Below are 14,110 nucleotides of genomic sequence, written 5' to 3'. Positions count from 1 at the left end.
GCACGATCACTTCGTCACTCCGCTGCGCCGATATCCGCGATGGGCGCACGCTGCTCGTGCGCGGCGCCGTCCGCCGCGAAGCGCGCCGGCAGCGACACGATCGTCTCGAACGCACGATACGGTGCGCCGGCGCGATCGTCGGTGAAGCGCAGCGCGATGTCACCGCCGTCGCGCTTCAGGAAGTTGCGCACCGCGTCCATGCCGACGCCGCGCCCCGACACTTCCGTCACCGTTTGCGCGGTCGAGAATCCCGGCCGGAAGATCAGCTCGGCGACATCCTCGTCGGACAGCGCCGCTTCGTTGCCGGCGTCGATCCAGCCGCGCTCGCGCGCAATGCCGCGAATCCGGTCGAGCGCGAGGCCACGGCCGTCGTCGCCGAGCACGAACCACAGCTCGCCGCCGCCCACGCCGACCGCGATGTCGATCGTGCCGGACGCCGCCTTGCCGGCCGCACGCCGCTCGTCGGACGATTCGATGCCGTGGTCGATCGAATTGCGCAGCAGGTGCATGAACACGTTCTTCAGCGTCGCGGCGATCTCGCTGCGCACGCGATGGCCGTGGCTGTCGATATGCACGACGGGCGCCGGCTTGCCGAGTTCGGCCGCGAGCGACGGCAGCGACTCGATCACGCCGCCGAGCGCATCGCCGATGCCCTGCGTACCGAGCTGGCTCAGCATGCGGCGCACGGCATCGCGTGCCGCGTGCCAGTCGGAACCGTTCGCCGGATCGGCGCCGTCGAGCACGCGCAGGCTTTCGCTGATATGCGCGCGTTCGACCATCAGGAAATCGTCGCCGCCCTGCGCCGGATCACCGTTGCGGCCGAGCGTGACCGCGTTGATCGTCGCGTAGTGTTCGACGGCGTCGCGCACGCGCGCCAGATCGTCCATCAGCGCGTCGCGGTTCCACTCGGGGCCGCCGTCCGCGCGGCGCAGCGAGTCGTACGCCTGCTCGGCTTCGTGGACGATGTTCGTCAGGTGCTGGAGGCTGTACGTGCGCGCATTGCCCTTGATCGTGTGCATGTTGCGGAACAGCGCCGCGACGATCGAATGATCGGCGCGCTCGTGCTGGCGGATCATCCGCTCGTTCTCGCTGAGGAAGCCCTTCGCGCTGTGCACGAAGTCGTGGAACTTGTCCTGGCTGATCGACAGGATCTCGCCGATCATCTCGAGGCGGCGCTGCTGCTCGCCGGCCTGCGCGGTCAGCTCGCGGATCTCGGTCACGTCGCGCACGCACAGCATCAGGCGCACGACCGTGTCGGTCTCGTCGGTGATCGCCGACCAGCTCAGGTCGAGCCACTTCTCGCGGCCGTCCGGCATCCGCTTCGCGACTTCATTGACGAGCAGGTGCTCGTTGAATTCGAAGTTCATGCTGTCTTCGCCGAGGCACGCGTGCACCGCCGCGTCGACCTGCGACCGCGCGTCGGCGCCGATCGCCGAATCGTCGAACACGAGCGCCATCAGGTCGCGGCCGGCGATGTCGTTCGTCTCGAAGATGGTTTCGAGGTACGCCGAATACTCGGCATGCACGACGCCGCCTTCGACGACGGTCAGGATCCCCTGCTGCATGTTCTGCAGCATCGCCTGGATGTCGGCCGTCTTCTGCTTCAGTTGCGCGGCGTTCTCCTGGATCTTCTCGATCATCCCGTTGAACGCGACGATCGAATGGCCGATTTCGTCCATCCTGCCCACCGGCACGCGGCGCGTGAAATCCTGGCTCGTCGCGATCTCGCTCATCGCCGTCTGCATCCCGATCAGCGGGCGCGTGATCTGGCGATACAGCACGAAGCCGAGCGCGGTCAGCAGCACGATCACCGTGCCGGCGACACCCGCGATCGCGGTCGCCGTCGTCGCGAGCATCCCGTTCAGCGCACTGATCGCATCGTCCTTCTGGCGGTTCTTCTCGACGCGCAGCGTGTCCACGATGCTTTCGAGTTCGTCGCGATATTGCGCGACGTTCGCGAACAGGTAGGCCTGCGCCATCTCGGCCTTGCCGTCCGCCTTCATCTTCACGGTGTCGTCGATCGCCGCGAAATAGTTCGCGACGCTGTCCTTCGCCTGCGTGACGAGGCCTTCCTGCGCGCGGCCGACCGCCGATTTCGCCTGCACGTCGAGTGCGGCGCGCAGCGCGGCCTGCTTTGCCTTCAGTTCGTCGCGCGCCTGCGCGGCGGTGTTCGCGTCGGGCGCGTAGACGAGCGTCATCGTCGCGATCTGGATGTTCTTTACATCGGCAACGAGATCGGCCGACGCGAGCGCGCTCGGCACGATGCCCTGGGTGACCTGACGCACCTCGGACGCGCTCTTGCGGGTCTGGTACACGGCATAGATGCCGATCGCGGACAGCGCGAAGAACGTCAGGACGACTAGCAGCGTAATGCGATGACGGATGGTCATGAGTACAGCTCCCCGCAGCGATCCGGCTTCGATCGCCCTTTGGTCTATTGAAAGAATGTGAGCGCCGAATTATCGGGGATGGTGTATGACGCTCCGATGACCGGAAATCAATCGTTCATTGATAAAAATGCAATGAATAATTGTGGCGAAAGAACCCTAAAGTATTGCCGGGATCTGCCGTTAACCTTCTGCCTCAAGGCTTCGTGCGGCGCTGCTGCGCGGCCGGAAAATCCGGTATTCGGATATTTTTATTTTATTTATTTGATCCGCGATTCAACTGCAATCGGGCTTTTGTAAAACGTTTGCGCATTATCAGCGAATCCAGTCGAATTCGCGATTTTTTATTGCTGGCGAGTCATTCGACGGACGGATGAAACGATACCGCCCGCCTCGCGGCCGACGATGCGATGCGCTGCATCGTCGGCCCCGGGGCGGGCGTGGCCGGCGGCCGATCAGTGGCTGCTGGCGCGGGTCGCCCCCAGCCCCGTTTCAGAACGCACCTGCTGCGCGGCGAACGCACCCTTCTCCGCGTTCGCACGCGCGCTCGAGTCGAGCACCGAGAACAGCCACACGCCCACGAAGCCGATGGTCATCGAGAACAGCGCGGGCGACGTGTACGGGAACCATGCCGAACCCTTCGGATAACCGAGCGTCGCCTCCCACACCGACGGCGACACGATGGTCAGCCCCACCGACGAGACCAGCCCCAGGAACCCGCCGATGACCGCGCCGCGCGTGGTGCAGCCCTTCCACATCATCGACAGGAACAGCACCGGGAAATTGGCCGACGCCGCGACGGCAAAGGCCAGCGACACCATGAACGCGACGTTCTGCTTCTCGAACGCGATGCCCAGCAGCACGGCGATCACGCCGAGCACCAGCGTCGTGATGCGCGACACCTTCAGTTCGTCGGCACTGTCGGCCTTGCCGTTCTTGAAGACGGTGGCATAAAGATCGTGCGACACCGCGGACGCGCCGGACAGCGTGAGCCCGGCCACCACCGCCAGAATCGTCGCGAAGGCCACGGCCGAGATGAAGCCGTAGAACACGTCGCCGCCCACCGTCTTGGCCACCAGCACCGCGGCCATGTTGGCCGTGCCCGCACCGCCCTTGATCACGCCCTTGGCCACGTCGGACAGTTCCGGATTGGTCAGCACGAGCGTGATCGCGCCGAAACCGATGATGAAGATCAGCACATAGAAATAGCCGATCCAGGTGGTGGCCCAGAACACGGATTTACGCGCTTCCTTTGCATCCGGCACCGTGAAGAAGCGCATCAGGATGTGCGGCAGGCCGGCGGTGCCGAACATCAGCGCCATGCCGAACGAGATGGCCGAGATCGGATCCTTGATGAACCCGCCCGGCGACATGACCGACAGCCCGATACGCGTGGCGTCGTCCGACGACTTGCCCGCGTTCGCGGCAATCGCGGTCTTGACCTCCACGGCATGGGAGAACAGCGCCTCCGGGCTGAAGCCGTACTGCGCGAGCACCATGATCGCCATGAACGTCACGCCCGCAAGCAACATGCACGCCTTGATGATTTGCACCCAGGTGGTGGCCGTCATGCCGCCGAACAGCACGTAGACCATCATCAGCGCACCGACGATGACGACGGCCACCCAGTAGTCGAGACCGAACAGCAGCTTGATGAGCTGCCCCGCGCCGACCATCTGCGCGATCAGGTAGAACGCCACCACCACCAGCGTGCCGACCGCGGCGAAACTGCGGATCGGCCCCTGCTCGAAGCGGTAGCCCGCGACGTCGGCGAAGGTGAACTTGCCCAGGTTGCGCAGCCGCTCGGCCATCAGGAACGTGATGATCGGCCAGCCGACCAGGAAGCCGATCGAGTAGATCAGGCCGTCGTACCCCGAGGTCATCACCGCGGCGGAAATGCCGAGGAAGGATGCCGCCGACATGTAGTCGCCCGAGATCGCCAGCCCGTTCTGAAACCCGGTAATACCGCCGCCGGCCGTGTAGAAATCCGCGGCGGAACGCGTGCGGGATGCCGCCCACTTGGTGATCCACAACGTCCCTGCCACGAACAGCGCGAACAGGACGATGGCCGTGGTGTTGGTCGCCTGCTTGGCGGTCTGCCCGACATCGCCGCCGCCCGCGACGGCCACGCCGCACGCGCTCGCGGCCAGCAGCGCGACCAGCATCGTCGAAAGTGTCTTCTTCATTGGGCGACGTCCTGCAGGATGTCCTGCGTCAGTTGATCGTATTCGTTGTTCGCGCGGCGCACGTAGATGCCGGTGATGACGACGGTGAACACGATCACCGCCATGCCGATCGGCACGCCGACACTCGTCACGCCGGTGCTCACGGGCTTCGCGAGAAACGACTTGTCGAATGCGATCAATGCGATGTAGCCGTAGTACACGATCAGCATCAGCACGGTCAGGCAGATGCCGAGCGTGTTGCGCCGCCGCTTGAGCAGCGCGTACTTCGGATGCGCTTCGATTTTTTTGACCAACCCATCATGCATCGCCTGTCTCCTGGTTTGCTCTTGTATGAGTCAGGCGATTCTGAACAGCGAAGCTGACTGCGCGCTTACTCGATCTTTCGCGGGCAGCCTTCCGGGCACTATGGTTTTCCCTAGCGGGCCGTGGCGTGGCGGCATGCGTGGCCGGCCCGCGCACCGTTCATGGATCGAGCGCGCCGCCCGACCAGCCGGCCGACGGCCGCGAACCCGTCAGCTTCAACGTGACGTCGCCCTGCGCGACCAGCCGCTCCCGGTTGCGCGTGACGATGCGCCCGGCCTGCGGCGCCACCAGCACATGCTCGCTGCCAGGCACGCCAGGATGCGCGACGATTCGTGCGACGCGCTCGCCGGCCTCGACCGTTGCACCGAGTTCGCGTTCGTAGACGAGCACGCCCGATGCCGGCGCGATGATCGTTTCCATGTGCGCGATCGGTACGGCCTCGCCATGCCAGTCGGGCACGCCGGGCGATTCCGCGATCACGCCGCGGCCGCGCAGGAACGCGAGCACGCCGTCGGCGTCGCGCTCGGCGAATGCATCCGACACGTCGGACTGCCCGCGCAGCTCGACGGTCGCGACGAGCCGGTCGCGCAGCCCGCCGTCGCGCATCCAGTGTGCGGCCACGGCGCCTTCGAATGCGCCGTCTTCGTCCTCGTCCCACAGGATCGCGACATCGGCGCCGAGCGCCGCGACGAGGTCGCGTCCGGCCGGCCACAGGTCGCGATGCAGGTACACGTACGGCAGCGCCTCGGAATCGGTATGGAAGTCGAGCACGATATCGGCGTCGCACGCGGCGGCCAGCAGCGTGCGCTGCCACGCGGCGAACGTCGTCGCGGGCCGGCGCGTGGCCGCCGATTCGTGGAAATGCCGGTTGAAATTGCGGTGCGTCGTTTCGTGGAAGCGGCCCAGCAGCCGCCCCTGCCGGAACTGTGCGAGCCCGAGCGGGTTGGCCTGCGGCACGACCGTCACCGTGCCGCGCAGCGCGCCGCGATCGTGCGCCGCGGACAGTTGCGGCAGCAGCCGGTGCAGCACGAGCATGCCCGCGATCTCGTCCGCATGCACGCCGGCCTGCAGGTGCACGCGCGGCCCGTCGCCGGCCGACAGCCGCCACGCGCGGATCGCAAGCGGCTGCCCATTGTCGCCCGGCACCTGCCAGGTCAGCGTTTCGATCATCGCCTTTTCTCCTTCAGGACCGGCGTGTCATTCAAGACGATTCACGACGACGCACGCGAACCGGCGTCGAGGCTTGCGACGAACGCGGCAATGCGCTCGCACGCGTCGCCCAGCCGCGCGTCGTCGACGACGAAGCCGAAGCGCACGAAGCCCGACGCGGTGTCGCCGAACGCACTCGCGTCGAGCAGCGCGACCTGTTTCGCGCGGAACAGCCCCCACGTGAACGCATGCGCGTCCAGCCCGGTGCCGCGCACATCGACCATCATGAACATCCCGGCCTCCGGCAGCAGGCAGCGCAACCCCGGCACGTCGCGCAGGCGCGCGTAGGCAAGATCGCGGCGGCGCCGGTAGAGTTCGCGCATGTCCGCGACGATCGCGGCGCGGTTGTCGAGCGCGGTGACGGCCGCCTGCTGGATGAAACCCGGCAGCCCGTACAGCATGCACAGCGCGAGCCGCTCCGCATGCTCGATCAGCTCGGTCGGGCCGATCGCCCAGCCGACCCGCCAGCCCGGCATCGCATGCGATTTCGACAGACTGCCGATCGTCACCGTGCGCTCGGCCATCCCCGGCAGCGACGCGATGCTGACCATGTCGCGCTCGAACGTCAGCGCCGCATACACCTCGTCGGACACGACCCACAGATCGCGCTCGCACGCGAGCCGTGCGATCCGTTCGAGGTCGGCGCGCGGCATCACGACGCCGGTCGGGTTGCATGGCGTCGCGAAGAAGATCGCTTTCGTGCGCGGCGTCACGGCCGCTTCGAGCGCGTCGAAGTCGAGATGAAAGCCACGCGATGCATCGACGGGCACCGGTACGAGCGTCGCGCCCGACGCACGTACGCTCGCCTCGTAGGTGAGGTACATCGGCTCCGGCACAAGCACTTCGTCGCCGGCCTCGCACAGGCACATCGCCATCGCGAACAGCGCGTTCTGCGCGCCGGCCGTCACGATCACATGCTCGGCGCCGACTGCCTGCCCCGACGCTTTCGTGTGCTCGCGCGCGATCGCCGCGCGCAGTTCGGCGCGGCCGCGCACTTCGCTGTAGTGTGTATCGCCGCCGCGCAGCGCGGCGACCGCACGCTCGACGATCACGTCGGGCGTCGCGAAATCGGGATCGCCGACGCTCAGGATGATCGCCGGCTCGCCGGCGGCGACCGCCTGCTGCGCCGCGTAGTGAATGTCCCATGCGCTCGTGCGCTTGCCCTGCAGGCGATCGACCAGCTTCGAATAGTTCATGCGTCCTCCATCGCGCGGCTTGTGTCCGGCTGCCGCGCCGTCAACGGGTTCAATCAGCGCGGCATGCGCACGGGCACACGCCGCTCGAGGCGGCCGAACGCGCGCTCGATCACGAACGCGAGCGCGACATAGATCACCGCGATCGCCAGCAGCGGCTCGTAGGTCCGCAGCGTCTGCGCGCGGATGTAGTTCGCGGCGCCGAGCACGTCCATCACCGCGACCGTCGATGCGAGCGCCGTCGATTTCAGCAGCATCACGGTCTCGCCGGCCAGCGTCGGCAGCAGGATCTGGATCGCGCGCGGCAGCCATACGCGGCGCGCGATCATCGACGGACGCATCCCCATCGCGCGCGCGGCCTCGATCTCGCCCTTCGGCACGCCGCGCAGGCCTGCACGCAGCACCTCGCCGACATACGCACCGACGCTGATCACGAGCGCGAACGCGACATACCAGAAGCCGTCGCGCAGGAACGGCCAGAACACGCTGTCGCGCAGCGCGGGCCACCCCGAGAACAGCGAACCGACGCCGTAGTAAATCAGGTAGATCTGCACGAGCAGCGGCGTGCCGCGTATCACCTCGGTGAAACCCTTGCTCACGCGCGCGATGACCGGATTCGGCGACAGTCGCGCGAACGCGACGGCAATCGCCAGCCCGAAGCCGAATACGGCCGAGATGACGAGCAGCTTGACGGTGGTCAGCACGCCGAGCAACAGCAGCGACCCGTAGGAAGACAGTACGCTCAGATCCATGACGTTGATCCGGTTCGATGGGAAATTGCGGCGCGGCTCACGATGCCGGCATCCAGCGGCCGAAGCGGCGCTCGATTTCGCGGAACAGCACACCGGACAGCGACGTGATCGCGAAATACACGGCCGCCACCATCAGGTAGTAGTGCATGTACTCGCGCGTCGAGCCGGCCGCCTGCTTCGCGGTGTAGAGCAGCTCGCTGTAGCCGACCACGCTGATCAGCGCGCTGTCCTTCACGAGGATCAGCCACAGGTTCGCGAAGCCCGCCAGCGCGTAGGGCGCCATCGCCGGCAGCGTCACGCGCCGGAACACGAGCCCCGGCGGCGCGCCGAACGCGCGGCCGGCCTCGATCTGCCCGTACGGGATCGCGAGGATCGCGCCGCGGATGATCTCCGCCGCGTACGCGCCCTGCACGATGCCGAGCACGATCACCGCCGCCGCGAAACCGTTGACCGCGACCGGCCCGACGCCGATCGCCGTCATCAGCAGGTTGATCGCGTCGGTGCCGGCGTAATAGAGCAGCAGGATCAGCAGCAGTTCGGGCACCGCGCGGCACAGCGTCGTGTAACCCTGTGCGATCCGCTCGAGCACGCGCACGCCGGACAGCTTCGCGGCCGCGCCCAGCAACCCGAGCACGATGCCGACGACGAACGCGCCGAGCGAAATCTCGAGCGTCACGGTCGCGCCTTGCAGCAGTGCGACGCCCCAGCCGTCCGGGTCCATGCCCAGGTAGCTCACCCATCCCCAACCGTCCATGCCGCCTCCTCGTCCGTGCGTGCGCCAGTGTGTCCGTGTGCCGGTAGCGGCGTGATCAGTGCGGCCAGAGGTCGATCGGGAAATACTTCTTCGCGATCTGCGCGTACTTGCCCGACGCATGCAGCTGTTCGAGCGCCTGGTCCATCTGCTGCTTCAGCGGCGCATCGGCCTTGCGCATTCCCGCGCCGACGCCGTAGCCGAAGATTGCCGGATCCATCTTCACGCTGCCGGGGCCCTTCAGCTCGAACGTCGAACCGTCCTTCGACTTCAGGAAATCGAGGATGCCGAGCTGGTCGAGATACATCGTGTCGATCCGGCCCGCGACGAGATCCGCGTTACAGTCGTCCTGCGTGTTGTACAGGCGCACCGTCGCGCTCTTGCCATACGCCGTCTTGATGAACTCGGCGTTCGCGGTGGAACCCTGCACGCCGATCACCTTGCCCTTCAGCCCGTCGGGCGTCAGCGCAAGCTTCGCGTTCTTCGCGCCGACGAAGGTGCCCGGCGTCTCGTAGTACGGCCGCGAGAAGGCGATCACCTTCTGGCGTTCAGGCGTGATCGACATCGAGTTGAAGATCACGTCGATCTTGTCGCTGAGCAGCGCCGGGATGATGCCGTCCCACGCGACTTCCTTGATCTCGCATTTCGCCTTCATCTGGTCGCACAGTGCGCGGATCAGGTCGGCCTCGAAGCCGCTCCACTGCCCGGTCGGACTCTTCATCAGGAACGGCGGATACGGTTCGGCGGCGACACCGAAGCGCAGCACGCCCGACGACGCATGCGCGGAACCAAGCGGCGCGAGCACCGCGACGACGAGACTGAACAGACACAGCAGACTGCGTACGACACGTTTCATGGTCGGACTCCTTGCAGGAAAGATAGGGATCAGGCGAGCCGGCCCGCGCGCTCGCGGGCGGCTCCCGTGATTCAGTGATGCTGCCGGTGCGCGTTGACGAATTGACGGCAGCGTTCGCTCTGCGGCGCGTCGAAGATTTCCGCCGGCGTGCCGCTCTCCTCGACGCGCCCCTGGTGCAGGAACAGCACCTTGCTCGACACGTCGCGCGCGAACGCCATCTCGTGCGTGACGAGAATCATCGTGCGGCCTTCGCACGCGAGATCGCGGATCACCTTCAGCACTTCGCCGACGCGCTCGGGGTCGAGCGCGGAAGTCGGTTCGTCGAACAGCATGACTTTCGGCCGCATCGCCAGCGCGCGCGCGATCGCGACGCGCTGCTGCTGGCCACCGGACAGGAAGGCCGGATAGACGTTGCGCTTGTCGGCCAGGCCGACGCGTTCGAGCAGTTGCTCGGCGCGCGCGATCGCTTCGGCGCGCGGTTCGCGCAGTACATGCACGGGCATCTCGATCACATTCTCGAGCACCGTGCGGTGCGCCCACAGGTTGAAGCTCTGGAACACCATGCCGAGCCGTGTGCGGACCCGCTCGACCTGACGCGCATCGGTCGGCACGGTGCGCCCCTTGCGGTCGACTTTCAGCCCGATCTCCTCGCCGTCGACGACGATGCGCCCCCGGGTCGGCGTCTCGAGCAGGTTGATGCAGCGTAGCAGCGTGCTCTTGCCCGATCCGCTCGCGCCGATCAGCGAGATCACCTCGCCTTCGCGCGCGCTCAGCGACACGCCCTTCAACACCTCCAGGTCGCCGAACCGCTTGTGCAGATCCTCCACCTGCACACGCTCCTCGACGTCCGCTTTCACGCTCTCCACCCGCGCCAACATGTTGTCTCCTGTGTCGAATTCTCACGCTTGTCCCACACGGGATCGCAGCGTCTTGTTGAATGGCCGACCAACCTCATGCGGAGTCGAGTATAGGCTCTGTTGAACAATGGTTCAACAGTTTCAAAATAATCCGGAGCAAGGGTTTTCGCGGGTTTCGCGACGCTTCCATCACCGCAATTGAACAATCGTCCGGCACTCCCCTATAATCGGCACCATAACGATTCCGTAAGGTCACCACGTGAAAAAGACTCCTGGCACGGCACCGGTTCAGACACGCAGCCGCGGCATCCGAGAAACACCCGCGGTGCGTCAGCAATCGATCATCGACGCGACGATGCGCTGCATCGCGCGCTACAGCTATTCCGAGACCACGATCGACCGCATCTGCGCGGAAGCGAAGGTTTCGCGCGGGCTGATCAATCATCATTTCCAGTCGAAAGACGAACTGATGGCGCAGACCTACAAGCGGCTCGCGACCGACCTGCTCGACGTGTCGCGCGCGGCGGCCGCGAACGCGACGGGCCCCGAGGAAAAGCTCGATGCGATCATCAAGGTCTGTTTCGCCGCGCCGGTGTTCGCGCCGAAGAACGTGAAGGTGTGGCTCGGCTTCTGGAGCGTCGCGCACAGCGACCCGGTGATCCGCAAGGCGCACAAGGAGCTGTACAGCGGCTACCGCCAGGCGTTGAAGAAGCTGTTCGACCAGATCGCGGAAGTGCGCGGCGGCACCGTCGACAGCGATCTCGCCGCGCTGACGCTGACGGCCGTGATCGACGGCTTCTGGCTGGAGCTGGCGCGCGACCCGACGTCGTTCACCGCGGAAGACGCGCTGACGAGCTGCCTGCGCGTCGTCGATACGTTCCTCCCGCCGACGAAGACGGCCCGCAAGCGGGCGTAACGCATCACGCGCGCACGCGCCGCCGGGTCACCGGCGGCAGCAACGACGGCCTCGTACAACACGAGGCCGTTCGCGTTTTCAGGCCGTGCGGACTTCGATCAGGTACGGCGCGTCGTGGGCGGCCGCTTCGCTCAGCGCACCGGCCAGCGAGGTGCCCTCTTCGACCCGCTGCGCCCCCCATCCGTACGCACGCGCGATCGCGACGAAATCCGGCGTGTGCAGATCCACGCCGACCGGCTCGACGCCGACGTCGACCATCGCGCGCTTGATCTCCCCGTACCCGCCGTTGTTCAGCAGCACGACGATCACGCGCGCGCGATGCTGCACCGCGGTGCCGAGCTCCGCGAGCGTGTACTGGAGCCCACCGTCACCGGCCACGCAGACGACCGGCCGCGACGCGTCGCCGAGGCTCGCACCGACGGCGGCCGGCAGCCCATAGCCGAGCGAGCCGAATCCCACCGATGCGTTGAACCAGCTACGCGGGCGCGGCGCCGCGAAACCGACGTTGCCCGCGTAGACGATGCGCGTCGAATCGCCGACGATCGCCGCGTCGGGCAACGCGTCGCGCACGCTGTCGAGCAGCGCGAGGTCGCGCCGCATCTCGTCGTTCAGCTCCTGTCGTGCCGCCGCGCGGCACGTCGCCGCGCGTTCGCTGCCGACGCCGTCCCTGCGCGGATGCGCGTCGGCGGGCCAGATGCGCCGGAATGCGCGCACGGTTTCGCCGACGTCGCCAAGCAGCGGCAACGCGGGCACCGCGTTGCGGCACAGCTGCTGCGGATCGATGTCGATCCGCACGAGCGGCGCGGGCATCGCGAAGCTGCGGGTCGCGTACAGATCGTAGTCGGTCGGCCCCAGCTCGGTGCCGAGCGCGATGATCAGGTCGCTGTCGCGCATCAGCGCGCGCACCGCGTCGCTCGACGCCGACCACGCGATGCCGAGCGAATGCGCGGGCGGCAGCACGCCGCGCCCGTTGATCGTCATCACGACCGGTGCGTCGAGCGTTTCCGCGAGCCAGCGCACGTCGTCGGCCGCGTCGAGCGCACCGCCGCCCGCGAGGATCAGCGGCGCGCGCGCGGCGGCCGCCTTTGCACGGAATGCGTCGATGCCCTGGGCCGACGCGGGCCCCGGCGCGATGCGCGGCGGTGCGGCCGGCACGGGCGGCAATGCATCGGCAGGCGCCGCGAGCACGTCGAGCGGAATCTGGATGTGCACGGGACGCGGGCGTCCGCCCGAAAACACCGCGAATGCCCGCGCGATCGCCTGCGGCAGCGCGTCGGCGCGCGGCACCGTGTAGCTGAACGCGGCGACGTTCTCGGCGAACGCATGCTGGTCCGGCAATTCGTGCAGATGGCCGTTGCCCGAACCGAGGTCGCCGGAGGCATTGACGCTCGAGATCACCAGCATCGGAATCGAATCCGCATACGCCTGCGCCATCGACGTCGCGATGTTCGTCATGCCGGGCCCGGTGATCACGAAACACACGCCGGGCTTGCCGGTCGCGCGCGCATAGCCGTCCGCCATGAAACCGAGGCCCTGCTCGTGGCGCGCGCTCACATGACGCAGCGCGCTGCCGGCCAGGCCGCGGTACAGCTCGATCGTATGCACGCCGGGAATGCCGAACACCGTGTCGACGCCGTAGGCGGCAAGCAGGTCGACGAGGTACATGCCTACTGTTTTCATATGGTTTACATCCTTCAGGACAGGTTTGAAGATCGACCGCCGGCCGCTGCCGTCAATGCGCGAGCCCCGGCAGCAGTTCGCGCACGCCCTGCGCGAGCATCTGGAACGCGATCGCGGTCAGCACGATGCCGGACAGCCGCTCGACCAGCGTCCTGCCGATCTCGCCGAGCCGGCGGCACCACGACGCCGAGCACGCATACGTGAGCCCGATCACGCCGGCATGCAGCACGCAGGCGGCGCTCAATGCCAGCAGGTCGGCCGGCGTATGGAAGCGCGTCGCGGTCGTGATCACGAGCGACATCACCGCGCTGCCGATCGACAGCGGGAAGATCAGCGGCACCGCGATGTAGTTGCGCCATTGCGCGTACTCGAGCCGCGTATCGCCGCCGCTGCGCTCGTCGTTCGCCGTCCCGCGCATCATCGGGATCGACCACAGGCACAGCACGAGACCGCCGGTCAACGTCAGTGCGCCGAGCGTCAGGCCGAGCATGCGCAGCAGGAACTGCCCGCTCCACACGGCACCGATCATCAGCGTCGCGATCCATGCGAAGAGCCTGAATGCGATCTGTCGCTGCGTCGCGTCCGGGAAATGCCCGGTGACCGCCGCGTACATCGGGATCGCGACGGGCGGACAGAACAGCGTCAGCAGGCCCGTCAGGAACAGCAGCACGTCGCTCGACGTCAGGGTCATCGTTCGCACTCGGATGCGGTCGGGTGGATAAGCGGCGCAATGGCATGGGCGGCCGTCGTTCGTCGTCAGCCCAGCTCGGCGCAGAGTTCGGGGATCGTCGAGAACAGATCGCCGACGAGGCCGTAGTCGGCCACGCTGAAGATCGGTGCTTCCGGATCCTTGTTGATCGCGACGATCACCTTCGAATCCTTCATGCCGGCCAAGTGCTGGATCGCACCCGAGATGCCGACCGCGATGTACAGCTGCGGTGCGACGATCTTGCCGGTCTGGCCGACCTGGTAGTCGTTCGGCACGTAGCCGGCGTCGACTGCCGCGCGCGATGCGCCGAG

14 protein-coding genes are annotated in these 14,110 nt (G+C 66.9%); 2 read left to right on the top strand and 12 right to left on the bottom strand.

Annotated elements, in window-relative coordinates; genetic code table 11:
- Nucleotides 1-14 precede the first annotated feature (14 nt).
- A complete protein-coding gene (locus tag HWX87_RS00070; protein WP_176045072.1) occupies nucleotides 15-2,390 on the bottom strand; it encodes an MCP four helix bundle domain-containing protein in 2,376 nt (791 codons plus the stop codon).
- Nucleotides 2,391-2,447: 57 nt separating this feature from the next.
- Here HWX87_RS00070 and HWX87_RS00065 point away from each other — a divergent pair, with 57 nt between their 5' ends.
- A complete protein-coding gene (locus HWX87_RS00065; protein WP_176045071.1) occupies nucleotides 2,448-2,687 on the top strand; it encodes a hypothetical protein in 240 nt (79 codons plus the stop codon).
- Nucleotides 2,688-2,842: 155 nt separating this feature from the next.
- On the opposite strand, the gene HWX87_RS00060 is transcribed toward HWX87_RS00065, so the two are convergent.
- From HWX87_RS00060 to HWX87_RS00025, 8 genes are all read right to left on the bottom strand, one after another.
- Nucleotides 2,843-4,573 (bottom strand): cation acetate symporter, encoded by a 1,731-nt coding sequence (locus tag HWX87_RS00060; RefSeq protein WP_176045070.1) that lies wholly within the window; start codon nucleotides 4,571-4,573, stop codon nucleotides 2,843-2,845.
- Nucleotides 4,570-4,878, bottom strand: coding sequence for a DUF485 domain-containing protein (locus tag HWX87_RS00055; RefSeq protein WP_166953354.1), 309 nt, complete (start codon nucleotides 4,876-4,878; stop codon nucleotides 4,570-4,572). Before HWX87_RS00055 ends, HWX87_RS00060 begins: the two co-directional genes overlap by 4 nt.
- Nucleotides 4,879-5,035: 157 nt before the next feature.
- Nucleotides 5,036-6,046, bottom strand: coding sequence for a succinylglutamate desuccinylase/aspartoacylase family protein (locus HWX87_RS00050; protein ID WP_176045069.1), 1,011 nt, complete (start codon nucleotides 6,044-6,046; stop codon nucleotides 5,036-5,038).
- Between the two features lie 41 nt (nucleotides 6,047-6,087).
- Nucleotides 6,088-7,281 carry an aminotransferase class I/II-fold pyridoxal phosphate-dependent enzyme gene (locus tag HWX87_RS00045; protein ID WP_176045068.1) on the bottom strand — a complete coding sequence of 398 codons (1,194 nt, stop codon included), beginning with the start codon at nucleotides 7,279-7,281 and terminating at the stop codon, nucleotides 6,088-6,090.
- A gap of 53 nt (nucleotides 7,282-7,334) precedes the next feature.
- The gene (locus HWX87_RS00040) at nucleotides 7,335-8,030 is read right to left on the bottom strand and encodes an ABC transporter permease subunit (RefSeq protein WP_176045067.1); all 696 of its coding nucleotides are present in this window, start codon (nucleotides 8,028-8,030) and stop codon (nucleotides 7,335-7,337) included.
- Between the two features lie 37 nt (nucleotides 8,031-8,067).
- Nucleotides 8,068-8,784, bottom strand: a complete 717-nt coding sequence (locus tag HWX87_RS00035; RefSeq protein ID WP_176045066.1) for an ABC transporter permease subunit — start codon at nucleotides 8,782-8,784, stop codon at nucleotides 8,068-8,070.
- A gap of 55 nt (nucleotides 8,785-8,839) precedes the next feature.
- A complete protein-coding gene (locus HWX87_RS00030) occupies nucleotides 8,840-9,637 on the bottom strand; it encodes a transporter substrate-binding domain-containing protein (RefSeq protein WP_176045065.1) in 798 nt (265 codons plus the stop codon).
- A 71-nt stretch (nucleotides 9,638-9,708) separates the two neighbouring features.
- Complete coding sequence (locus HWX87_RS00025; protein WP_176045064.1) at nucleotides 9,709-10,515, bottom strand: ATP-binding cassette domain-containing protein; 807 nt, start codon at nucleotides 10,513-10,515, stop codon at nucleotides 9,709-9,711.
- Between the two features lie 304 nt (nucleotides 10,516-10,819).
- On the opposite strand from HWX87_RS00025, the gene HWX87_RS00020 reads away from it, so the two are divergent.
- Nucleotides 10,820-11,410, top strand: coding sequence for a TetR family transcriptional regulator C-terminal domain-containing protein (locus HWX87_RS00020; protein ID WP_244137576.1), 591 nt, complete (start codon nucleotides 10,820-10,822; stop codon nucleotides 11,408-11,410).
- 78 nt (nucleotides 11,411-11,488) lie between these two features.
- Here HWX87_RS00020 and HWX87_RS00015 read toward each other — a convergent pair whose 3' ends face one another.
- The 3 genes from HWX87_RS00015 to HWX87_RS00005 all read right to left on the bottom strand — a co-directional run.
- A complete protein-coding gene (locus tag HWX87_RS00015; RefSeq protein WP_176045063.1) occupies nucleotides 11,489-13,090 on the bottom strand; it encodes a 5-guanidino-2-oxopentanoate decarboxylase in 1,602 nt (533 codons plus the stop codon).
- A 52-nt stretch (nucleotides 13,091-13,142) separates the two neighbouring features.
- Nucleotides 13,143-13,781 (bottom strand): MarC family protein, encoded by a 639-nt coding sequence (locus HWX87_RS00010; RefSeq protein WP_176045062.1) that lies wholly within the window; start codon nucleotides 13,779-13,781, stop codon nucleotides 13,143-13,145.
- A 65-nt stretch (nucleotides 13,782-13,846) separates the two neighbouring features.
- On the bottom strand, nucleotides 13,847-14,110 hold a 264-nt coding region (locus tag HWX87_RS00005), incomplete at its 5' end, for an FAD-binding protein (RefSeq protein WP_208456513.1).

Source organism: Burkholderia sp. BCC1644 (assembly GCF_902833225.1).
Taxonomy (GTDB): domain Bacteria; phylum Pseudomonadota; class Gammaproteobacteria; order Burkholderiales; family Burkholderiaceae; genus Burkholderia.
Note: the sequence above shows the minus strand (reverse complement) of the source record. Positions and strands in the feature narration are given on the sequence as shown.